Origin of the sequence: Flavobacterium rhamnosiphilum (assembly GCF_004349195.1) — a bacterium.
Classification (GTDB): Bacteria; Bacteroidota; Bacteroidia; order Flavobacteriales; family Flavobacteriaceae; genus Flavobacterium; species Flavobacterium rhamnosiphilum.
In genome coordinates this window covers 1-24,369 of sequence record NZ_SMLG01000010.1, presented here as the reverse complement: position 1 = coordinate 24,369, position 24,369 = coordinate 1, and the positions used below count along the sequence as shown (strand labels likewise).

General features: G+C 34.9%; 21 protein-coding genes. All 21 read right to left on the bottom strand.

Annotation, left to right across the window (positions count from 1 at the left end; translation table 11 throughout):
• Entirely contained in the window at window positions 1–753 is a 753-nt protein-coding gene (locus E0I26_RS12585) for an ABC transporter ATP-binding protein (protein ID WP_131916819.1), read from the bottom strand.
• Between the two features lie 6 nt (window positions 754–759).
• The gene (locus E0I26_RS12580; protein WP_131916818.1) at window positions 760–1,542 is read right to left on the bottom strand and encodes an MlaE family ABC transporter permease; all 783 of its coding nucleotides are present in this window, start codon (window positions 1,540–1,542) and stop codon (window positions 760–762) included.
• 181 nt (window positions 1,543–1,723) lie between these two features.
• Complete coding sequence (locus E0I26_RS12575; protein ID WP_131916817.1) at window positions 1,724–3,619, bottom strand: SPFH domain-containing protein; 1,896 nt, start codon at window positions 3,617–3,619, stop codon at window positions 1,724–1,726.
• Between the two features lie 473 nt (window positions 3,620–4,092).
• Window positions 4,093–6,684: a cation-translocating P-type ATPase gene (locus E0I26_RS12570; protein ID WP_131916816.1), complete on the bottom strand. Its 2,592-nt coding sequence runs from the start codon at window positions 6,682–6,684 to the stop codon at window positions 4,093–4,095.
• 49 nt (window positions 6,685–6,733) lie between these two features.
• Window positions 6,734–7,027, bottom strand: coding sequence for a chaperone modulator CbpM (locus tag E0I26_RS12565; protein ID WP_131916815.1), 294 nt, complete (start codon window positions 7,025–7,027; stop codon window positions 6,734–6,736).
• Window positions 7,024–7,923, bottom strand: a complete 900-nt coding sequence (locus tag E0I26_RS12560) for a J domain-containing protein (RefSeq protein ID WP_131916814.1) — start codon at window positions 7,921–7,923, stop codon at window positions 7,024–7,026. The genes E0I26_RS12565 and E0I26_RS12560 overlap by 4 nt, the downstream gene beginning before the upstream one ends.
• A gap of 274 nt (window positions 7,924–8,197) precedes the next feature.
• Entirely contained in the window at window positions 8,198–8,770 is a 573-nt protein-coding gene (locus tag E0I26_RS12555; protein WP_131916813.1) for a YceI family protein, read from the bottom strand.
• A gap of 249 nt (window positions 8,771–9,019) precedes the next feature.
• Window positions 9,020–10,081 carry a reverse transcriptase domain-containing protein gene (locus E0I26_RS12550; RefSeq protein ID WP_131916812.1) on the bottom strand — a complete coding sequence of 354 codons (1,062 nt, stop codon included), beginning with the start codon at window positions 10,079–10,081 and terminating at the stop codon, window positions 9,020–9,022.
• Between the two features lie 499 nt (window positions 10,082–10,580).
• Entirely contained in the window at window positions 10,581–11,735 is a 1,155-nt protein-coding gene (locus E0I26_RS12545; RefSeq protein WP_131916811.1) for a phospholipase D-like domain-containing protein, read from the bottom strand.
• Window positions 11,722–12,825, bottom strand: coding sequence for a site-2 protease family protein (locus E0I26_RS12540; protein ID WP_131916810.1), 1,104 nt, complete (start codon window positions 12,823–12,825; stop codon window positions 11,722–11,724). The genes E0I26_RS12545 and E0I26_RS12540 overlap by 14 nt, the downstream gene beginning before the upstream one ends.
• A 219-nt stretch (window positions 12,826–13,044) precedes the next feature.
• A complete protein-coding gene (locus E0I26_RS12535) occupies window positions 13,045–13,440 on the bottom strand; it encodes a DUF2784 family protein (protein WP_131916809.1) in 396 nt (131 codons plus the stop codon).
• A gap of 161 nt (window positions 13,441–13,601) precedes the next feature.
• Window positions 13,602–14,597 (bottom strand): 2-hydroxyacid dehydrogenase, encoded by a 996-nt coding sequence (locus E0I26_RS12530; RefSeq protein WP_131916808.1) that lies wholly within the window; start codon window positions 14,595–14,597, stop codon window positions 13,602–13,604.
• Window positions 14,598–14,779: 182 nt separating this feature from the next.
• The gene (locus E0I26_RS12525; RefSeq protein WP_131916807.1) at window positions 14,780–15,766 is read right to left on the bottom strand and encodes an alpha-ketoacid dehydrogenase subunit beta; all 987 of its coding nucleotides are present in this window, start codon (window positions 15,764–15,766) and stop codon (window positions 14,780–14,782) included.
• A 24-nt stretch (window positions 15,767–15,790) separates the two neighbouring features.
• Entirely contained in the window at window positions 15,791–16,096 is a 306-nt protein-coding gene (locus E0I26_RS12520; RefSeq protein ID WP_205728802.1) for a zinc ribbon domain-containing protein, read from the bottom strand.
• A gap of 27 nt (window positions 16,097–16,123) precedes the next feature.
• Window positions 16,124–17,083 (bottom strand): pyruvate dehydrogenase (acetyl-transferring) E1 component subunit alpha, encoded by a 960-nt coding sequence (gene pdhA, locus E0I26_RS12515; protein ID WP_131916806.1) that lies wholly within the window; start codon window positions 17,081–17,083, stop codon window positions 16,124–16,126.
• Between the two features lie 117 nt (window positions 17,084–17,200).
• Entirely contained in the window at window positions 17,201–17,662 is a 462-nt protein-coding gene (locus E0I26_RS12510; protein ID WP_131916805.1) for an OsmC family protein, read from the bottom strand.
• Between the two features lie 8 nt (window positions 17,663–17,670).
• The gene (locus tag E0I26_RS16675; RefSeq protein ID WP_205728801.1) at window positions 17,671–17,856 is read right to left on the bottom strand and encodes a hypothetical protein; all 186 of its coding nucleotides are present in this window, start codon (window positions 17,854–17,856) and stop codon (window positions 17,671–17,673) included.
• A gap of 12 nt (window positions 17,857–17,868) precedes the next feature.
• On the bottom strand, window positions 17,869–20,289 hold the full coding sequence (ppsA, locus tag E0I26_RS12500) for a phosphoenolpyruvate synthase (protein ID WP_131916804.1): 2,421 nt from the start codon (window positions 20,287–20,289) through the stop codon (window positions 17,869–17,871).
• Between the two features lie 347 nt (window positions 20,290–20,636).
• Window positions 20,637–20,810, bottom strand: a complete 174-nt coding sequence (locus E0I26_RS16525; protein ID WP_165929450.1) for a hypothetical protein — start codon at window positions 20,808–20,810, stop codon at window positions 20,637–20,639.
• 66 nt (window positions 20,811–20,876) lie between these two features.
• Window positions 20,877–23,246 (bottom strand): outer membrane beta-barrel family protein, encoded by a 2,370-nt coding sequence (locus tag E0I26_RS12495; RefSeq protein WP_131916803.1) that lies wholly within the window; start codon window positions 23,244–23,246, stop codon window positions 20,877–20,879.
• Window positions 23,247–23,465: 219 nt separating this feature from the next.
• Window positions 23,466–24,227, bottom strand: a complete 762-nt coding sequence (locus E0I26_RS12490; protein ID WP_131916802.1) for a hypothetical protein — start codon at window positions 24,225–24,227, stop codon at window positions 23,466–23,468.
• Window positions 24,228–24,369 lie beyond the last annotated feature (142 nt).

Here is a 24,369-nt window from a genome sequence, read left to right as displayed (position 1 = left end):
TTATTTAAAGAAAGCTTGTACTTTAGGATCTGTTGAAACTGATAATTCCTCAAAAGTTCCTTCGATATAATTGATGCCGTCTACCAATAAAATCATTCGGTTCGAAATCACTCTGGCACAATCCACATCATGTGTAATGATAATTGCCGAAGTGTTGTATTTTTTCTGGATGGACATCATTAACAGCAAAATTTCCTTTGCAGTAATGGGGTCTAAACCAGTAGTTGGTTCATCATAAAGAATAATTTTTGGTTGTAGAATTAAGGTTCTGGCCAAAGCAATCCTTCGTTTCATTCCCCCCGAAAGTTCTTCGGGCATTAAATTTATAGTATGGGCCAGACCTACATTTTCCAATGCTTCCATAACCAGTGGAGTGGTGTCTTTTATTTTACCGAATTTTTTTTTGTGACGACGTAATGGAAATTCCAAATTTTCCCTGACGGTCATCGAGTCATAGAGTGCGCTTCCCTGAAAAAGAAAACCCACTTCGGTACGAAGATCATCTAATGCTGAATGGTCGAGTTTACTAATATCGTTTCCCATTATTACAACAGTTCCACTGTCATGTTCTTCTAATCCAATCAGGCATTTTATCATAACTGATTTTCCAGAACCTGATTTTCCCATGATAACCAGATTTTCTCCTTCATTCAAAACCATATTAAAACCATCCAAAACATGATTATTACCATAGCTTTTTTTTAAGTCTTTGATTTCTATTATGGGGTTTTGATTTGGTATAGATGTATTCATAATCATTTACATATCATAAAAAATATCGGTAACAAAAACGGCAATAAAATCGATAATAAAAAGCAGCATTGAGGTGAAAACCACGGCAGAGTTGGCAGCAAGACCTACTCCAGCGGTTCCTTTTTCACAATAATACCCCTTAAAGCAGCCCACTAACCCTATGGCAAATCCAAAAAAGAAAGTCTTAATTGTTGCGGGTATTAAGTCGCTAAATTCCAAAGCATCAAAAACCTGGTTGTAATACAATAAAAAAGATACGTTTCCCTTTATGTTTTCAACCAGATAAGAACCAAAAATGGCAATGGCATCCCCAAAAAAAACCAGAATGGGAAGCATAAAAGTGGTCGCTAATATGCGGGTGACCACTAAATATTTAAAAGGATTTGTTCCTGAAACTTCCATGGCATCTATTTGTTCTGTAACTCTCATGGAACCTAATTCGGCTCCAATTCCGGAACCAATACGACCTGCACAAATTAAAGCCGTAATAATAGGCCCAATTTCTCTGATGAGCGAAATACTGACCATTGACGGCATCCAGGAAACGGCACCAAATTCCTGTAACGTGGGGCGCGATTGTAAGGTGAAGACTAAACCAATGATAAATCCTGTTACAGCAACAAGTAGCAACGAGCGATTTCCCATATAAAAACACTGCCTAAGGAATTCTTTGAACTCCGTAGGATGCCTAAAAGCTTCTTTAAAAAAACGGCCGGCAAAATAGGAGAGTTCGCCAATTTCAAGTAAAAAAGCTTTAAACAATTCGATTATTTTAAAAATACTATTCATTAGCAAATGAATTAATTTTTAATAGAAAAAAAGCTACTCAAATATAGTATTATTGTGTTGATTTTCAGTCTTTTTAAGCTGTTTTTTTAGTGTTTTTATTGAAAAAATATAAAAAACAAACGCCATTCAAATTTTGAATGGCGTTTGTTGAACATTTTATAAAAAACTATTGTACTACTGTTTATTCCTTCTCGTTTTTTGTATCCATCATTTCCATTAGTTTCATTCCAAGAAGACCACTGATTGGTCCATCAGAGCCATTATTTCCTGAGATTAAAACATCGGGAATTACTTTGATTTTTCCTTTGCCAATCTCTTCAGTTATTTTGTATTTCGTGAAGTTATCACCACCCATTGCTGAAACTTGCAATTGATATGCTTCGGCAGTTGATTTACCAATAGCCATAATTTTTTCAGCTTCGGCAAGACCCGTTTTAGAAATTCTTTCGGCTTCGGCACTTGCAGTTAGTTTTGTCGCTTCTGCTTGTGCTCCAGCTCTTGCTTTAGTAGCTTCCGCTTCTGCATTGGCACGCATTTTTGTAGCTTCTGCCTCTGCATTTACATTTAATTTTAAACTGGTTGCATCTCCTTCTGCTTTTTTAACTGTTGCATCAGCAGTACGTTGTGCAATTTCAACACTTTGAGACGCTTTTACGATTTCTTTTTGCATATCGGCAATAGCGGTTTCTTTTTCCATTCCCTGACGTTGCTCCTGAGCCATTCTTTGTGTCTGATAGGTTTTTTGCTCTTCTTCGGCAATCTTCCTGTCAGTCAGGGTTTTCATTAAGGATTCCGGAGGTACAATATCTCCTATTAATGTATCAACAGCATTTACATTGTATTCATCAAGAACCACTTTGATATGATTTTTAGCAGATTCCTGACGCTCTTTTCTTGTTGACAAAAAGGATATTACATCACTTTCCTGAGCGGAGTTTCTAAAATAATTCCCAATTGTTGGCTCCAAAACCTGTGAAACAAGATTGTTCATACTACCAAAACGGGCAATTACTTTTGGGGCTTCATTAGCGGGAACATGAATGATTTGTGAAACATCGAGATTAAAAGGAAAACCATCTTTTGAGCGAACCGTAATTGTGGATAAATTTTGGTCTAAATTATGGGATTCGCTACGTGCATCAGCCCAGTTCAACACTAGATTTGTTGTTGGAACAGGTTCTAATTTAGTAGTGTATTTGTTTAATGCATATTTTCCGGGACCCAGCGGCTCCATCCATACACCGCGTTGCCCTTTTGAAACAATATTTCCATGTTTGAAAGTATCACCTGTTACATCCTGTCCGTCTTCGCCAATATAAGAAATCACAACCCCAACATATCCAATAGGTACATCTGTCATAGGAGTTTGCTCTATTTGTATCGCCCAAGTATTAATATAATAGGATCCGGCAAGCATAACCTGTGGTTGCAATCCACGATTTCCGCCATTTTTTAGAAATTGATCAAAATCTTGAAAGTTATTATGATTTTCAACAAATTTACCTGCAATTTGACCAATAGGAATTGGCTCACCATCCATAGCAGTAACAATCCCGACCATATTTTCTGAAATCACAATTTGAGGAGACATTACCACTTCAAATAAAAACGTATTAATCCTGTACGATCCAGTAGTTATAAAGGCAGATTGACGTCCTTTTTGTCCACCATTATTAAGAAATAAGGTAGCATCCTGAAAATTGTCTGAGTTCACTTTTTGTGCCAAAATTCTACCCGTTGGTATTTCGGCACCATCTTTACTTAAAAGCAAACCAATATTACCTTCAGGGATAATGGTAAATGGAGCCATTTCAACAGAAAATTGCCAAGGCCACATGGCCCAATATAACCCTGGAGCAAGTGTTTTTGCCTGAAAACCGGCTTCCCCTTTGGTAGCTATAATTCTGCCATCCGGTAAAGATTTTTCGGATCCAAAGAGGACAAATTTTTTGGTTACTAAACCAATTTTATCTTCAGGAACGATTACCATTCCGAAGAAAACACGTAAAACGAATTTGTAAAGAATCAGGCATAAAATCAATACCAGTACCCACCAATAATCTGTAATTGTTGTCATATTATATAAATTAGAATTGTAAAATTAATGCAATTTTTAGTGTTAATTCTAAAAAATAGAATAATTAACGTTTGAATAATCTTACTAAATTTATATAAAAAAACATGACTTTTAAGATTGTAAACAGGCTCTTTAAGACCCGATTAATTTTGAATCAATCAAAAGTTGGCATTTTGAATATTAACACTTTTAGCAGTGTTTTTTTGCTCATAAATTATTTTAAAACAGAACATGGAAGTTATACCATTTTTGGTTAGAAATTACTGTAACCTGTTTAAGGCTAAAAATTATAATCAAACAACTCAGATTAATTGCCGTTGGTTTTAACCAACGGAATTTGAAATTTCAGGCTAGCATTGGCTTTAGCCAAAATGAGCATTGTATTTTGGCTAAAGCCAATCAGCTTACTCATTCCAATCAGCTGGTTAAAACCAGCGGCAATTGATAAAAAAACAATACAGTAATTTCAAAGACTAAATGGTAGTATAGCGTCTGTTTTTAATCCATTTTTCGGCTTCACCAGACCAAAATACAATACTTGATACCGCTAAGGTTAGTCCCAATTCATAAAAAGATAAGGGTTGTGTTTTAAAAATCTCGTTAAAGAAAGGCATATAAATAATCATGAATTGAAGGGTAATCGTTATTAATAGCGCACCAAGCATAGGTTTGTTAGAAAAAAATCCAATTTTAAAAATGGATTCCCGCCCGGACCGAATGACCATTACATGTCCCAACTGACTAAAACAAAGCACCGTAAAAGCCATCGTTTGCCAATGTGTATTGGCATTATGTATTGCATAGGCCTGCATCCCAATGGTAACGATACCCATTAAAAATCCTACCCATAAAATATGTATTGCCATTCCGTTTGAAAAAATATTTTCCTTAGGATTTCTGGGCGGTCGTTTCATAATGTTAGCTTCAGATGGTTCTGAGGCCAATGCTAACCCCGGTAAACCATCCGTTACCAGATTAATCCAGAGAATGTGTATGGCTAATAACGGAATAGGTAAACCAAAGAACGGCGCTAAAAAAATAGCCCATATTTCGCCTGAATTTCCCGTCATAATGTATTTGATGAATTTCAGGATGTTATCAAATATTTTCCGACCGTGTTTGACAGCAACAACAATACTGGCAAAATTATCATCCAGCAAAATCATGTGCGAAGCTTCTTTAGAAACTTCCGTTCCGTTGATTCCCATCGCAATACCGATGTCGGCATTTTTAAGTGCCGGAGCGTCATTTACACCATCGCCAGTCATCGCTACAAAATGATCCTTTGATTGTAAGGCATTAATGATTCTTAATTTTTGTTCTGGATTCACACGGGCATAAACGCGTACTTTTTCTACAATTTTAATAAATTCAGTTTGGGTTAATGCTGATAATTCGGAACCCGTTAAAACAAGATCTTCATCAGAAGATATGATTCCTAATTTTTCGGCAATAGCTTTGGCAGTGAGTTTATGGTCACCTGTAATCATCACTGGTATGATACCTGCTTCTTTGCACTCAGATACGGCTTGCTTTGCTTCCTCACGCGGCGGGTCAATCATACCTACAAACCCAATAAGGGTTAATTCGGTTTCTATTTCATCAGTGTCCAGATTTTCGGGTAAGGAAGGAAGCGTTTTCATGGCGTAACCTAAAACCCGATATCCTTTTTCAGCCATTTCGTTGACTTTACTTTCAAATTCAGGAATAAGCGATTTTTGATTATCATTCAGTTTGTGAAACAATACATCAACAGCCCCTTTTGTAATTACCATAATTTCACCATTAGAATTTTGGGTTTGGTGAATTGTAGTCATGCATTTTCTTTTAGAATCGAAAGGCAATTCTGCAATTCGGGGAAATGTTGCTTCTAAATCAGCGCGGTTTAAATTTTTATCGAATGCATATTGTACCAATGCGACTTCGGTTGAATCTCCCAGCCATTTTCCGTTTTCCTCTTTTGTAACATCATTGTTTAAAGCTATTGTGTGTAGCAGTGCATTTTTTTCTGCAAAAAAAGCCTCATATTTTGTATCAGAAGTTTCAAAAATTTCCTGTACAGTCATTTTATTCAGCGTAAGGGTTCCTGTTTTATCCGAACAGATGTAAGTCACGGAACCTAGCGTTTCTACAGCGGGTAATTTCCGAATAAGCGCATTGTTTTTTGCCAATTTCTTGGCGCCAAAAGCAAGTGCAATGGTAACTAATGCCGGTAAAGCTTCAGGAATGGCGGCAACAGCGAGTGAAATTGACGTAATCAACATCGTTAGAACAGATTCTCCGCGCAACCATCCAATAAAAAAAATGATAGAACAGATAATAAGTATAACTACCGATAATCGTTTGCCAAAAGCGGCTAATCTTTTTTGTAAAGGCGTTGTGGTTTCATCGGTTTGGATCATTTTAGCGATGTGTCCAAGTTCAGTATGCATTCCCGTTGCCACAACATAAGCCAGCGCCCTTCCATTGGTAACATAAGTTCCTTTATATCCCATATTGGTTTGGTCGCCAAGCGCATAATTTCCTTCGGGAAGTTCCTCAGGATTTTTCTCAACATTATTTGATTCACCCGTAAGAGCTGATTCATCTACTTTTATTTGATGGGTTTCAAAAAAACGAATATCGGCAGGAATAACATTCCCTGCTTCGAGTACCACTACATCGCCCGGCACGAGATTGGAAGCAGGAATATCCATTGTTTTTCCTTCACGTAAAATACGCGCATAGTTTGCCGCCATATTCTTTAATGCTTCCATCGCTTTTTCAGCCCGATACTCTTGGATAAACCCAACAACGGCATTAATAATAATGATAGCAAGAATAATAACCGTATCCGTGACATCGCCTATTATGCCTGAAATAATTGCCGCTGCAATAAGGATGAGAATCATGAAATCAGATAGCTGACATAGAAGCATCTGGAATATTGTCTTCTTTTTTTTATCTTCAATTTGATTTTTTCCGTGTTCGCTCAAGCGTTCTGATGCCGTTATATCATCAATACCGGATGGAGTTGTATTTAGCAACTGTGTTATTTCCGAAAGAGGGATTAAATGCCAGTTCATATTTTTTACTTTTTATAATTCAGTAAAAAGAATATTCGATTGCCAAATCTCAATTTTCGTATAAACGCAATCTGTTCTTAGTAGAAATTAACTCATTTTGCAAATCTTCTATTTTTTGCAGCAAATTAAACACCACATCGATTCCTGCGGTATTAACCTCTAATTCCTGATGCATGCGTATCATTTTCTCTATTTCATAGATAGCATCCGGATGGATATATTGCGTTTCTTCGATTGTTTTTATTTCGAGCAAACCCATTTCACTGAGGTTGTTAAAAAAAGATAATTCCACTTTGTAATGGGTACATAATGCAGGTATAGCGATGAGGTTTTCTATGTTCATGACGTTCTTAACTTAGCGAGTTCCGTAAATAATGCTGTTTCTTTTTCGGAAAGATTTATGGGTATTTGGATGTGATAGGTAATGTATAAATCACCAAATTCCCCTTCCTTTTTATACACTGGAAATCCTTTCCCTTTCAGTTTTACTTTTGTTCCATTTTGGGTTCCGGGCTTTACGGTTAATTTTACTTTTCCGTCAAAAGTATCTGCGGTAATGTCTCCACCCAATATGGCAGTATATAAATCTAAGGTAACGGTGGAATAGAGGTTATGTTTGTCTAATTTGAAGTTGGTATGGTTTTCAATAGTGAAAGTGATGTACAAATCTCCTTTTGGTCCACCGCCACCGCCTTCACCACCAAGTCCGCTGATTTTTATTTGCTGACCATTCTCTACTCCGGCTGGAATGGTAATCCGAATGTTTTTGCCGTTAATTGTCAAGGCACGTTTGTGGGTGGTGTACACGTCTTTTAGGTCAAGATGCAGTTCTGCATTAAAATCCTGCCCTTTAAACTGTGCACTACGACGACCTCCACCTCCTGATGAGCGACCACCAAACATAGATTCAAAAAAATCTGAAAAATCTCCGCCGCCACTGAATCCACCAAAACCATCCTGTTGACCACCTCTATGGTACTGCTGTTGTTGTTTTGATTTCTCAAATTCCTCCGCATGTTGCCAGTTTTCACCGTAGTCATCATATTTTTTACGATTCTCGGCATGGCTCAATACTTCATTGGCCTCATTGATTTCCTTGAATTTTCTTTCGGCTTCCTTATCGTTGGGGTTTAAGTCAGGATGGTATTTTCTGGCCAGTTTACGATACGCCTTTTTAATCTCGGTTTCAGTTGCCTTTTTATCCACTTCAAGAATCTTGTAATAGTCTATAAATGCCATCTGGATTGTTTTTATAATTGCTGTTACTATGATTGCTTTTAATATCCACAAGTACAAAAAAAACAACGATTGACTAATGGAATATTTCTACTATCAAATTTAATCAATTTTTGAATGTTAAAATGGTAATAAAGTGTTTTATTTCAGTTCCTTATAAAGGAATAGCCCTGAAAAAAAGGTACTTCTTTTAGGGCTATTCAAGGTGAAAAAATGTTTTTTATATAATTATTTGGAACTGTATTATGACAAGACCTTTATGATCTAACAGTAGATTTTATTGCTTTATAAACTCGCAATCTGCTTTAATTTTTACTTCATCACTAATCATTGCCGAAGGGAATTTTGTACCTACATTAAAATCAGAACGCTTTAAAATTCCGCTAAATTGAAACCCGGCAGTAATTGCTTTTGATTGTTCATTCACTATAGTTCCTCTATACCACATAGTAATTGTTGTCGGCTTTGTTATTCCGTGTAATGTGAGCGTACCTATAAGTTTGTATTTGTCTTTTCCAATTTTTTTTATAGCGATGCTTTTAAAAGTCATTTTTGGATATTTTTCTACGTCAAAGAAATCGGCACTTCGTAAATGGTTATCCCGCATTTCCACTTCAGTGTCAATAGATGCTACATCAGTCGAAAGTTCAAATACAGCATCACTGAAATCCGTTTTATTAGTTGTTGCAGTTATCTCAAATTTTTTGAATAATCCTGCTATATCTGAAATACCATGATGCACAGTGCTAAAACTAAGTTTTGAGTGCATCGGATCTGCTTTCCATGTTGTTTGTGCCAGTAGAAAAGTAGAGAAAAATAGTGTTGCGATAATGGTTGTTATTTTTTTCATGGGGTATTACTTTTTTTAATTATTTGATAGGTTATAAAGACGTTCTCAGGTTGTAATCTCACTTTTATCAATATGTATAAAAGAGATAGCACAAATGATTGTGGTTTTTAGACATTTTAACCTATCAAATTTAATTAATTTCCAGGATTAAATAATAATAAATAGCTTTATTTCAGATAGTTATAAATAAAAAAAAACTCTAAAATGAGTTTTTATAGAAAAGTGCTGTACAAGAATATTTTTCAATTCCTATATTGGTAATAATTCGTCCTCCATAGCTTTTAAATCCTGTTTCTTTTTTAGGTCTTTCAGTATAGATTTGTATTCTAAAAACTCGATGTCTTTTGGATTTATTTGCAATACAAAATTGATTTTCCCTAACAAATGTTCGAGATAATTTTTTTGGTTGATTTCTTTGTATTCGCGGTGTTCCTCGAAACCAAATTTCTTGATATAATACATGGCTTGTCTCAAATCATTGCGTTTGTGAAATACAACTTGTGGTTTTTCATTGACCACAATACCTGTGACGGTTTGACGGGTATTGGACGTCATGAGTTTAGTCTTGTTTTTATTGATGCGAAGGTTTAGTTTTTCAACAATTTCAATTATTTTATGGAGTAACTTATTCTCGTCAAAATCACCGGAAAAGCTCATGTCGTCAGCATAACGGGTGTATCTTATTTTATGCAGTTTGCAGTAAGTGGCAATCTGGGCATCGGCATCTTTAAAAATCAAATTTGAAAGATACGGACTCGTAGGTGCGCCTTGAGGCAAAGTTTTGTCTCGGGTACACAATTTTGAAAGCAGTCTCGATACCATTTTTGAATAGCCCAATTGATGAAATTCTTTTTCAACTAATTTAATAGTAATAGATTGGAAAAAATTTTCTAAGTCCAATGTAAATACTTTAGGTTGATTTTTATGGAATTTCAGGTTTTCAATAAGGCTTACATTGGTTTTGTATGCTTTCGCAAAAGGGCTGATGGGAACTTTATTGAGGATATTTTTCAGAATCCAGATCTGGATTTCTTTCAAACTGGGAAGTGGCTCTGAAATAAGTCTCTTTGTGCCATTTTTTTTTGCAATCTCAAAATCACGATAAAAATAGCGGGGATAAACAGCCGCTTTTTTTAAGTATTCTTTTTTGTATCCCACCAAAAGCGATAAATGGGTTGGATTATAAATAATAGGTACTTCATGTGAAAATAAAACTTCGGCATAATCCAGACAACGTTGAATGTTAGGCAGGGAATATCCTATTTTATGGGATTTATCTGTAAAGGTATCTTTGTACTGTGCAAAATCCATAGCGTTTAAATCGTTAATGGAGTAGGGACTATTTTGTCCCTAACCCCGATTAAGAATACCGGTTTAAAAGTTCGAAGCTCTGCGGAGAATCTTTTAAACCTGGTGCTTGAAAGAACATTCAATTACAGAGCAGTGACTCACGGCTCCGATGTTAACCTAGGCTAACAAATTTCTTTGAGGAATGAACTAGAAAAATAATTCATCCTGACTGGGAATAAACAATGTTTTACTGCTTAATTTGGGAATTTTACTCTCCAAATCTTTTTGAATCCAATCCTCTTTTTTTTTAGTTTTTATTCGGTGTGGTTCCATTGTTTGTTAGTTTATAAAGTGCTATATGTTAGTGTTTTAAATAGTTTAAAAGCACATATAAAGTTAATTAAAAATATTTTATTAACAGTACTAATAGTGATAATTTTTTCAATAATAATTTACTTTTGGAAACAGAATACGCTTTTTCTGTTTTGGAATAAAAACGGTAATTATTATTTTCTAAAAATCAATTATTGAATCGCTTGTAGGGAGTGTACGTGACAATTATTTCTATTATTCTGGTTATGCAATACGAAAGAAAGTTGATGGTTTTCGTAAACAGATTGTTCTTTGTTTTTAGCGAGTTAAGCGTTATGTTTTGGCATTGAGCAATAATTTCGATGAGTTGTTTTTGAAACATTTTAGAAAGTAAAGCAGAATTTATTTCAACATTCATTTCAAGGCTTCCGTACGAACTTAAATTATTCAGATTAAAAGAACCTATTGTAGTCCAATTGCCGTCTATTACCGCCACTTTTCCATGTAAGATAGATTGGTTCCATTCGTATAATTCAATATTATAGTTAAGGAGTTTGCCATAGAGAAAGCAAGTGGCGCGCCTTGTCAGCGGTAAATCTGATTTTCCGGAAAGAATTAATTTAATTTTCACCTTGTTTTTGGATGCTTTTTTCAAGGCTCGAATGATTCGAATCCCAGGCAGAAAATAACTTCCCACAATAATTATTTCTTTTTTCGCATTTCGAATGGATTTTATGTAGGCATCACAAATTTCGTTTTTTCCCTTTAACCAGTCATTCTGAAGGATGCGAACCATGGCATCTTCCTGAACAGGAAAGGAAGATTTTATTTTTTTGTTTTGCAGGCGTCTTTTTTTAAAATAAATATCGGCACACAATTTTTGAAGCGGTTGGGCAATTTCTCCGTTTAATTGAACGGCATAGTCCAACCAAGGAGCTTCGGTAGCCGAACCACAGTACTTATCGGCTATATTTATGCCACCAATTAGGACCGTTTTTGCATCAGTAACAATAACTTTTCGATGCAATCTTCTGCCAATATAAAAGGTATAGGTTGAAAATAAAGGGGCAAAAAAACGAATGTTTATGCCACTTTGCCTCATTTCTTTTATTGTCTCGGAAGGAAATGATAAAGATCCCAAGCCATCCAAAAGGACATAAATTTGAACGTTACGGGAAGCGGCTTCTTTTAATGCTGTGATAATTCTATTTCCGGTTGTATCATTTTCAAAAAGATACATTTGCATGTGAATTTCAAACTGTGAATTACGAATAATAGCTTCTAATCGAGAAAAATAATCTTCGCCGCTGTAGACAAGCTCCAGATTTTTTGGAACAATAAGGCTATTTTTACTTTTCATCATGGGCTTTATTTATTTTTACTTCTTTAATTAAAAGGAATTCCATAAGGTTTTCAACATCCAAAGTACCAGCGAGTTCATTGTTCTCCATAACAAGCATTAATCTTGATTTATTGAGTTGTATCAGTTCAAAAACGTTTTCCAAAAGGGAATCACTGTCGAGGTAAACCAAATTTCGATCCATAACATTGTAAACAAATTCATCGTCTCCTTTTTTAGAAAGTGCCATAATAATTTGGTCTCGATTCAACGTTCCAACCGGAATACCATTTTCAGTGATCAAAAAATTCTTGTTTTGACTGTCCAATACCAATTCAACCGCTGTTTTTACGGTATCATTTGCATCCATCGTTGGATACTGTTTCATTATAACATCATGGACTTTGAAGCCTTTCAAGAAGAACTTAGACTCGGTATAATCAGCTTCAACTTGAGCTCCGATAATGACAAAAATACCTATAAAAATTAAAAAAGGGGAAGTGAAAAATCCAAAAATGATAAATCCCATTGCCAATAGTTGTCCTATTCGTGCCGAAATTCTTGTCGCAACATGTCTTTGTAATTTAAACGATAATAAAGCGCGTAATATTCTGCCGCCATCCATAGGAAAAGCTGGGATTAAATTGAAAATTGCCAACCAGAAATTGACTAAAAAAAAATTGAGAAAGAAATTATTCGCGTTTACGCCATTAGATAACTCCGCCATTAATTGCTCCGAAGTGTCAGGAATGGTAATGAAAATTCCCGTAATAAAGGCCAATATGATATTTACCAAAGGTCCGGCAAAAGCGACTATTAATTCTTCCAAAGGTTTTTCAGGTATCCGCTCTAGTCTGGCCAATCCGCCAATGGGTAAAAGGGTGATATCTTTGGTTTTTATGTTATAATTTTTTGCGGCTAAAGCATGCCCCAGTTCGTGTAATAAAATAGTAATAAAAATAGTTAAAATAAATACGACAGACCATATTATTTGTGTGGCATTTTGACCTGATTTGTAGTTAACGAAAATGATAAACAGAATAAGTAATGTGAATGTCCAGTGTATAAATATTGCGATACCTGCTATTTTTCCGAGTTTTAATGATCCTTTCATTTTTTTGAATTTTTAATACTATTTATTATAGTAGGATTAGAAAAAAAATATGCAAATAATTAAAAATCAATAAATTGTAGTCTATGCAAGAAGAAAGGGGGCAGGCACAACTTGTACTAAATTACAACATTTTTTTTGAAGAATTAGAGAAATTGGAGTTTGAAAATGAAAATTATTTTTTCAAATGCAGAGCATAAGAAAACTACAATAGGAGGAATATCATTTTTTTAACTTTCGCTTCAACATTCTTTTCTTTACTGCAAAATAAATACTGATAAAATACGCAGTAAAAAAAATAATTACTGTTGCAACGTCAACCAAACTTTCCGACAGCCTAATTCCGGTTATTTTTAGAATAAGAAAATGGATATAAGAATTGCTTTCATCATGGTAGCCTAAAAGTTCACGCACTTTCCAATGCCAATCTGTAAACGGGCAATAGCCCAAACCGTACCAAATCCCCATTATAAACCACGAAAATACTGTAAGTGATAATGTAATTAAATTTGCAGATCTCCATCGCGGAACAATCCAGCCAAGCACGTTGAACAAGATAAGAACGGTATGAAATACAATAAAAAAATAATCGATAATATGAAGAATAAGTTTACCCATAACGGATTGGTAAAGAAAACGATAAAGGAAATAAGTATGGAAAAGTCTAATCTGTAAATATACCAATCCCTGCTATATTCCCTATTTTAAATGATTCTTTCATTTTTTAATTTTAACGCCATTGACGATAGCATGGTTAGAATAAATTAACCATAAACAATTTAGAAATTGTTTATTTCATTTCCGGAAATACCATTGTAGGTCCAAGCATTCAAATTAGCAATCGTAGTGTGTGCAATTCCTTCTAATGCTTCATTTGTCAAAAAACCTTGATGTCCGGTAATCATTACATTAGGATGGGAGCGAAGTTTTAAAAACAAGTTATCATGTATTGGAGAATCAGTATGATCTTGAAAAAAAATAGGTTTCTCTTTTTCGTAAACATCTAAGCCGGCAGCTCCAATGGTTTTATTTTCGATAGCTTCTAATAAATCTTTGGTGTTTACGATTCCTCCACGAGCAGTATTAATAAAAATCACCCCTTTTTTCATTAGTGCAAAAGTACTTTTGTTGAACAGATGGTTTGTTGCTCCATTGAGCAGATAATGAACAGATATCACATCAGCAGTGGCGCATAAATCTTCGAGTGAAACATAAGTAATAGGAATTTCATCCATAAGTTCCTTATTCTCCTCAATATCAAAGGCTAAAATTTCACAGCCAAAACCATGCATAATTCTTGCAAAAGCAGCGCCTATTTTTCCAGTTCCTACGATGCCTATTGTCTTTCCATGTAAATCAAAACCCACTAAATGATCCAAACGATAATCGCCAATTTGCATTAGCGTCTGACCTAAAACCAGTTTTCGGTTTAGGGCCAATAACAAGGCTACGGCTAGTTCAGCAATGGCATAAGGCGAATAAGCAGGAACATTTGCCACTTTTATCGCTAATGATTTTGCTCTGGCCAAATCAACATGATCGTAACCTACGGAGCGCAGGGCAATATATTTGATGCCACAAGTATATAGTTTTTGCAATACTGCTTCCGAAGCATCATCAGAAGTAAAAAGTGAAACCGCATCAAATCCTTTAGCAAGGTGTACGGTACTTTCATTCAAGGGCTGCTCCGTAAAAACTAATTCGTGATTACCATGTGCTGCTTTTTCCAGAAAAGCTTTATCAAAACCAAATATACTATAGACTAATACTTTCATTTTTTGTTGTTTTTCATTTCTAAAAAAAATACATGTTAAGATAGTGATTTTTTCGTAAACCTGTTTCTGGAATTTCAATTCTTATTTTTAATTTAATGGAACTAAACTCTTTTTAATCAGTGTGATTAAGGATTAAATGGATGCTTTAGTTTCTTCCCGAATCAGTAATTCTTCTTAAAAAATCAATTCCGATAGATCATTTTTTTTACTGCATTTATAATATCACTTTTTTGAGGAATAGCTGCTTCTTCCAAATGGGCAGGGTAGGGAATAGGGACTTCAATGCCGCACAATCGTTGTACGGGAGCATCCAAATCATAAAATCCGTTTTCCATAATCCGAGCGCTCACTTCCGAAGAAATACTCACGGAACGCCAAGCATCTTCGACTATTAATACCCGATGCGTTTTGGCTATTGAAGCCAAGAAAGTGAACTCATCCAATGGCCGTAAAACCCGTAAATCAATGACTTCAGCATCAATTCCAACGGTAGCTAATTCGGCAGCAGCCTCTAAACTTTTATACACTCCTGTTCCGTAGGTGATAATCGAAATGTCTTTTCCTTCTCGTAACACTTTGGCTTTAGAGAGAGAGGCAATTGGCAAATCAGTCGCTATCTCTTTTTCTAGATTAAGCAGCATCGTATATTCAAACAGTAGCACAGGATCAGGACTTAGCAAGGCGGCATGTAGCATACTTCTCGCATCCTCATGCGTTCCCACGGACAAAACAATTAATCCTGGAATGTGTGCATAAAAGGGTTCCCAACTATGCGAATGTTGTGCTCCCAACTGGCGTCCAATACCGCTTCCCATTCGTATAATGATAGGAACATTCAATTGTCCGCCCGACATGTGCTGTAAGGTAGCCGCATTGTTCACGATTTGGTCCATAGCCAATAAACTGAAATTAACTGTCATTATTTCAATAATAGGTTTCATACCAGCCATTGCCGCTCCAATTCCGGCTCCCACAAAGCCCGCTTCGAATAGGGGTACATCCATAATGCGGTCTTTTCCAAATTCCTGTAATAATCCTTTGCTTACCGCAAAAGCGCCACCATAGCGACCCACATCTTCGCCCATCAAAAAAACGCGTTCGTCATTTTGCAATGCTTCGCGAAGACTTTGATTTAAAGCCTCTCGATAGGTGATGGATAGTGTAGCCATGCTGTTTTTCATGGGTTGAATCAATTATTGTTGTTTGCTTTTCCAACGTTTTAATGCAGGCAAAATATTTACGGCTTTTTGAATCATATAACTGGGAAGTTTTCTTTTTTCCATATACATTTTTACAACATTTTTCATGTCATCCAGATTCATTTCCGGATTTTTAAAATCACTGTTCACATAACAATACTTACAATAGTCATTGCTTTTAATACCGTTATTTTCTGTTCCTTTTAGTTTTTCCGCATTTAGTGGCATACCGCAACTTTGACAAAATAGTATGTCTTCCATACTGTTTTCTTTTAAAGAGTTTAGTGTAAAGTTTTTCATGGTGTTTTTGATTTTAATGTTTATAATTTAAATTTCGGTGTAAACAAATTTTGTCAATTGCTCTAATGGTTCCCGAGCGCCTTCTTCCGCAAAATCTAATGCTTTCTGGATTTTTGTGTTTATTTTGCTTTCAAAATCAGTAATTTCATCCTTTGTAATCCATTGCTGTTGCAAAAGAAACTGTTCGAATTGCGGAATAGGATCTCGTCTTTTCCATTCTTCCACTTCCTTTTTAGCACGGTATAATTCGGCATCAAACATGGAGTAAGCCCTAAAACGATACGTGTTGCAAATCAATAAATAGGGTTTTCCACCGCTTCTCATTTTTTCGACAGCCGTATTGGTAGCATGCATTACTTTTATCAAATTCATTCCATCTACGGTAGAAGATTCAATTCCATAAGCAAGCCCTTTTTTTTCCAGCTCTGTTGCAGTATCCGAATACCGGACTGCATTGCCTATCGCATACAGATTGTTTTCACAAACAAACAAAACAGGAACTTTCCAAAGTGCTGCCAGATTCATTGCCTCGTAAAATTCACATTTGGCAGCGGCATCTTCACCAAAGAAACAACAGGTAATATTGTTTTTCTTTTGTTTTTTGGATGCCAATGCCATTCCAACGGCTATTGGAAGATTGCCACTCACTACAGCATTGCCTCCGTAAAATTTTTTTGAGGCATCAAAAAGGTGCATTGAGCCACCTCGGCCTCGGCTGCAGCCTTCCAGTTTACCATACATTTCTGCCATGATTAAATCAGCATCAATACCGCGTGCCAAAGCATGACCATGTTCCCGATAGGTACTTAACACAGTATCATCATCCGTTAAAGCCTGCATTACACCTGCGGCTACTGCTTCTTCACCAATATATAAATGATGGAATCCCCTGATTTTGGCTTTAGTGTATTGCTCGGCAGCTTTCTCTTCAAATCGTCGAATGAGTAGCATTTGATACAAAAGCAAAAGTCCTTTTTTCGCATCCATAATTATCTTTTTTGAATCAATTTTTGACTCGTTATTTTTAGTTTGTTGTAATATTGAAATATATTGTGCTGGTAATTATAGCTTTATGTTTTTTGGGAATACATTTCGAATATTATTCTAGAAGGAATTTCCAAGCGGAACAAGATTATATTCAATAATTATTTCCGGCTCTAAACGAATGGTTATTTTTATGGCATTTGAAATCAAACAGGCTTTTTCACTCATCTCCAAAATATGTTTAGCCCGCTCCGGTTTTTGGGAATAATGAATGACGAGTTTTGGTTGAAGAATGATTTCGGTTATGGTATGTTTCCCATTGATTTTATCAACATTACAGGTCGATTTACTCTCAAAGCTTATAAACTGTAGTCTTGAATTTTCGGCAATCGATAGAAAAGTAGTTAGCAGACAACTGTTTATCGCTGCAACAAATAGATGTTCAGGCGACCAAATTTTCTCCATTCCTTTCGGGAACTCAGGAGGTGTCGCTACTTCAATATTTTGAGGCAGAGCGGGGGAACTTAACATCCCTTTCCTTTTGTCTGACCATTTTAGATTTACTTCGTAAGTATACATCATATACGTTTTTAAGTGATATTTAAACTCAAAAAATATTGTGCGGCAAATCCCCCATCAACTGTCATTGCATGTCCGGCTACAGAAGCACAGTTTACAATAGCTCCTTTTTTGGCGAAAGCCAAGGCGGTTGATTTACCAATTCCAGATGAACCACTCGTCACGATGGCTACTTTATTTTTGAATGGTGCTTCCATAATTAAATCGATTTACATTAGAATTTTTCTTTTTGTTTTCTTTTCCGCTTCCAAAATATTTTCAATTCCTTTTATCAAAGCATCTGGATTAAACGAGATGCTGTCAATGCCTTCATTCACTAAAAATTGTGCAAATTGCGGGAGATCGCTAGGAGCTTGTCCGCACAATCCCACTTTTATTTCAAAACGTTTGGCAACCCGAATCGTTTCTTTAATTAAAGATTTGACGGCAGGATTTTCTTCGCTAAACAAATAACTTACCAGTGCGGAATCGCGATCCAAACCTAATGTGAGTTGCGTTAAATCATTGGAACCAATAGAAAATCCGTCAAAGAGTTTTGCAAATTCATCGGCCATTAATACATTACTTGGAATCTCAATCATGACATATACTTGTAATCCGTTGATGCCTTGCACTAATCCATTTTTAGACATTTCGGTTAGCACATTTTCACCTTCATCGATTGTTCTGCAAAAAGGAATCATCAGTTTTACATTCTGCAGTCCCATTTCGTTTCGTACTTTTTTCATGGCTTCGCATTCTAAAGCGAAACCTTTTCGATAAAAATCACTGTAATAACGCGAAGCACCACGGAAACCAATCATCGGGTTTTCTTCATCGGGCTCGTAATATTTTCCTCCGATGAGGTTGGCATATTCGTTACTTTTAAAATCACTCATTCGAGCAATAACATCTTTGGGATAAAAAGCGGCGGCAACAATTGCTACAGCTTCGGCCAGTTTGTCAATGAAATAATTTTTAGGATCTTCATAGCCTTTCGTTAATGTGGCTATTTCGGCTACAATCTTCTCATCGGTTATTTTTTCAGGTTCGCACAATGCCAGTGGATGAATTTTGATGGTATTCGAAATGGCAAACTCCATTCGCATCAAACCCACGCCCTGATTGGGATAATGGCTTAATTCAAAAGCCCTTTCCGGATCCGCAAGAATAAGCATGGGAGCTGTTTTTGGCATTTCAAGTTTGCTGAAATCTTGTTCTGATACTTCCCATTTCAATTTCCCATCGTAAATATTTCCTGTTGTACCTTCGGCACAGGAAACAGTGATTTCCTGACCATTTTTTATCGCGGAAGTGGCGTTTCCGCAACCCACTACGGCAACGGTTCCGAGTTCTCGGGCAACAATCGCTGCATGGCTGGTGCGTCCGCCTTTGTTGGTAATAATTGCCGACGCTCTTTTCATGATAGGGTCCCAATCCGGATTAGTCAAATCAGTTACTATGATTTCTCCCTTTTGCAATAAATCGCCTTCTTCCGGACTGTTTAGAATACGCGCTTTTCCGGAAGCAATTTTATCGCCAAGCGCAATTCCTTGAGTCAAAAGAGCGCTTTTTTCTTTGAGTTTGTAGATTTCCCGAACTTGCTTGTTTGCTTTTCCATGAACGGTTTCCGGACGAGCCTGAACAATGTAGAGTTGGTTATTCAAACCGTCTTTTGCCCATTCGATATCCATTGGTTTTTTATAATGTTTCTCAATTTTGGAACACCATTGGGACAGTTGGATGACTTCTTTATTGGTTAACGAAAACTGGTTTTGTTTTTCTAAAGAAGTATTGGTGTTGATAATTGTGTTTTCAGCGGATGAACTTTCTGATTTTTCAGCATAAATCATCGTGAATTCTTTTCTTCCGCACTGTCTTTTTAGAATGGGATTGAAATCAGGATTTTCTAAAGTTGGTTTAAAAACCATCCATTCATCAGGAGTCACCGTTCCCTGAACAATATTTTCTCCTAAACCCCAACATCCATTGATGATGATGGTGTTTTCGAAACCGCTGTCAGGGTCAATGGTAAATGCCACGCCGGAGGAAGCTTTATCGCTTCGTACCATTTGCTGAACGCCAACGGAAATGGCAATGTCTAGTGCAGCAAAATCCATGTCATGGCGGTATTTGATGGCACGATCTGTAAACAAGGATACAAAACAGCGATGAACGGCATCCAGTAATTGCACGGCACCGTTGATATTCAAGAAGGATTGCATTTGTCCTGCAAAACTCGCTGTTGGTAAATCCTCAGAGGTAGCACTGCTTCGCACCGCCACATCAAGATTATTGCTGTTGCATTGTTCACTAAGTGATTGGTAGGCAGCGTAAATTTCATCCCGAATTTCGTCCGGAATGGCAGCAGATAAAATAAGGTTTCTGGCTTTTTCTCCAATAGAGGAAAGATTGGAATAGTGTTCTGTATCCAATGAAAATAATAAATCCTTCAAAGGTTTCTCCAGATTATTCATTTTCCTGAAAAGACGATATCCTTCAGCAGTAACTGCAAACCCATTAGGAATACTGATCCCTATTGGATTAAGCTGATTGTACATTTCACCCAAAGAGGCGTTTTTGCCACCAACTTTACCAATGGCATCAATACCAATTTGGTCAAAAAGCAAAATGTATTTGTACTTCCCCATTTCGTATGTTTTTGTAATAGAAACAGACCATTATTGGTATGCTGGATAAGAAACAATAGAAAATTACTGGGGCAGATTTTTTAGTTAATAGGATAGTAAATTTTGTAATTCAGAAGTAGGTTTGAAATTTACATATCAAGTTTAAAAGAAGAGGTAGTAGGTGTTCCTGCCTGTTTAAACCAATACTGTAAATTTAAACAAATAATTATTTTATTGGTACAAAAAAATCACTTTTTTTTGATATTATTTTATTTTAAGTATTTAATAAACAGTTGTTTGTGTTTTTATTTCGTTTGGGGTAATGCAAATTGAAACTGATTAAAAAACGGTTCTTTTTTAATCAAAATTCAACTGTTTTTAAGACTACCCGAAAACGAGATATTTATCTGACGAATACTAAAAATAGATGCTGAATTAGTTGAACTATAAGAAGGAAAGCCTCCTTTAAGTTTACCTTGTTGGTTTTCTTGTAAAAATTCCATTTGCTTTACAAGGTCTTTAAATGATTTTTTATCTTTCATTTTGACTGTTTTTTTGGTTAGGTCTACTCATAGCTGGCTTTTCGATTTCCGCCATTTTAATATTGTTTATAGTCTTTGTCTAGTTTGGTTTTCGGAACGAACAGATTTGTCATTTACTTTTTTACTATTTACTATTTTGTATTGAAAGTATAAAGCTATAGATTGTGTCAATCTTTTTTGAAAGAATTCAAATTCAAAATTCCCATAGGTTGAAGCATTTTTGGCTCTCATTGTATCAAAAATGTCAAAAAAAGATAACTTGATTAAACCTTTGTCATTCCATATTTTCTTTTGAATCGAAATATCAAGATTATAAGCCCCAAAATCGTCCATGACATGATATTGGAATTTACTAAAGTAAACGCTAAAAACATCAATTGAGAGTGTTTTTGTAAGTTTTATATTGGCGAAAATATTATTAACAAAAGATGTTTTATTAGTTTTTAAAAAATCGTTTTTCGAATTGAATTCGTAATATTTGGTACTAAAAGTAAAATTCAGAAATAGCCATTTTGTTAAATCTCCAGAGTAATCATAGCTGATACCGTAATTCTTTTCATTTCCAAAATTCTGAGATTGATAAATCCTAACATTCTCATCTGTTAATGTATAGGCTGGAGCAATAAGGTCATTTACAAAGTTCATATAAAATGAAAAATCATGATTTTTTAATTGATACGAAACATCTATTTTATTTGAGTATTGAGGCTTTAAATTGGGATTGCCTTTTTGATAGTAGAAATCATCTAGTTTGAGTACAAATGGATTCAAATCCCTAAAAGAGGGCCTTTGGATGCTCTTTGAATAGCTTAAGGATATATATTTATCATTGCCAAAATCATACCCATAATAGAAGCTCGGGAAAAAATCTGTGTAATTTTGCGTTACAGATTCGCTATTAATCCTATTAAACCCATTGATATAAGTGTTTTCAATCCTTAAACCAAATTTTACTGTATTATTTTCTTTCCACTTTGTATTAAATGTAAAATAACTGGCAAATATATTTTCTCTATTTGTAAAGTTTTGAAATCCATTTGGATTTAATTGCCAATTATTTCCAATAAGGGATTCTTCTATTAATGTATTTTTTCTATTAATATAATTGTTTTTAATTCCTGTCGAAAAGTTGATTTTTTTTGATGTATTCTGTTTCCAATCTAATTGAAATGTATTATAATTTGCGATACCGTCTGCAGTAAAGCGTGAATTTGAATTACTTAAATTACCTAAAAAATAATTGATAACTATATTATTTGTGTTGTCGATATTATTTTGACCAATGTCACCAATAAATTTAATGGTACTTCCAAGCGTATCTTTTTTAAGAGTATAATTAAAAGTAGTATACCATGTATTTTGCTTTACGCTTGAGATTGATAAATTTTTACTGGATGTCTCAAGTATGTTACTGTTATATATATTTAAATCTTTGTTTGAATCAATTCCTTTTTTTTGCTTATTAAAAAAGAATTCTACTCCAAATTCATTTTTTTTATTTGGATAAGAAACAACTCCATTTGTTAATGTTATTGTTTTATCACTTTCGATAAAAAAACCTTCATTCTTTTGCTTAATGTTTGTATTAAAAATAGTAGCTGTTGACTTGACTTTTCCTCTATCATCATTATCCGTATAATTTACTCTTGAATATAGATTCCATTTGTCTGAACCATAAATTATTGTGTTTCCAAGTTGATATTTCTGAAAGTTCTTTTCCTTGTGACCAATATACCCTTTACTCAAAGAGGAGAATCCTTTTGGATTTTTTTTGGTTACAATGTTAATTATTCCGCCAATATTACTTGCATCAGCCTCAGGAGAACCAACTTCTTGAATTTCAATTTGTTTAATCGTTTCTGAGTTTAAACTGCTTAGGTAATTTGATAATTCGTCGCTTGATAAATTTAATTTTCGACCATTTATATTCACTGATGGATTACCATTTTTAAGTGAAATACCTCCTTCCGAATTTACTTTTATTTTAGGTGATCGTTGAAGAACTTCTAATCCATTATAACCCTCTTTTAAAGGGCTATTTTCTACAATAAATATTATTTTGTCAAATTCTCTTTTGAATAATTGTTTTTTTGCTTGGACTATTACCTCTTTTAGTAATTGAGTTGTTTCTAATTTAATGATGCCTAAATCCATATTTTTATTAATAACAATCTCTTTTGAAAACAAAAAAACTCCATTGTGATTGATTTGTAGTGTGTAATTTCCATTTTTAATAGTTATGTCAAAAAAACCTTTAATATCTGATAAATCTCCTTTTGCGATTTTGCTTTCTTTTGATAACAATATAACCTCGGCGGACTCTATTGGAATGTTGTTGGCGTCTACTATTGTACCTTTAATACTTGTTTGTGAAAGTAAGTTGTTTGGTAAAAAGGCAATTAAGAAAAAGGTTACTAAACATATTTTTGACATCATATTGTATGTTTTTTTGTTCGTTTATTTCTCTTTTATGCTGTTTATTTGCGTTTCGTGTAGCTCAAAGGTATCCTGTAACGTGTTCCGGTACTACAGCGGGTTTGGGAATAAATTAAACCCATTATTCGGATTTGCCAAATCATCCCAAACACAAAACCATTTTTAAATTAAGCCAATTGCCCAAATCTCTTGTAGCAAGTGTTGGCGGTTCGTTGTTAATTAATCAACTATTAATGTTCCGTTTGCTGTTAGTATTATTTTTCCATTTTTTTCAATTTCAATTGTTATATCTGGTGCGTTGTCTTCTCCAATAATATTTCTGTAAACTCTATATATATAATTTGCATTTTTGAATGTGATTACGTGATTTCCTCCACTTCCTTCAAATTCCCATTTTCCGTCTTTTAAAGTTAAGTCGGGTTTTGAAGATTCCTTTTCGCCTATTTTCCAAGAGGCATATCTGTATTTGTAATCAGATAATTTGTCAACTCTAATGAGATAGTTTTTTGTCTTTATCTTGTAAGTAGGGCTTTCAAATATTTTTAATGATATATGCAAATTCCCCTTCTCCTTATCAATCAAATCTTTTTTTAGTTTTTTTTCAAAGTTGCTTTGATAGGTTACTGCAGTTATTTTTCCTTCAGTACTGTCAATCCATAAAATGCCATTATCTAACATAATTCCTCTCCAACCGACTTCTGACCACTGTTTGACTTTTGAATTGGTAATTTTATCAATAAGAACTTTGTCAAAGATTTCATTAAACCTTTGTCTAAATTCTTTCGAGTTTTTAATGCTTGGTATTGGATATTCTCTTCTTAATGGGAAATCAATTATACTTGAAATTTTGTCAATATTTTTCTGTTTGAATAAAGATATAACATTGTTGATATTGGCTACTTTGTAGTCTTCAAGTTTTCCATCTTGGGAGTACCCAATTTTGGAAACAAGTAATATTAAAAATAATAGTCTAAATTTCATTCTGTGAGTTTTTTTACAATGACCGCCAACGTTCCGCGGCTTGGCGCAGTAGCGGCTTCGTGGAACGATTATTTCTTGCTAATATAAGATTTTCCAGCGGAAAATCGAACGTGTGTTTTATTGGTTTGTAGCTATTGAGCCA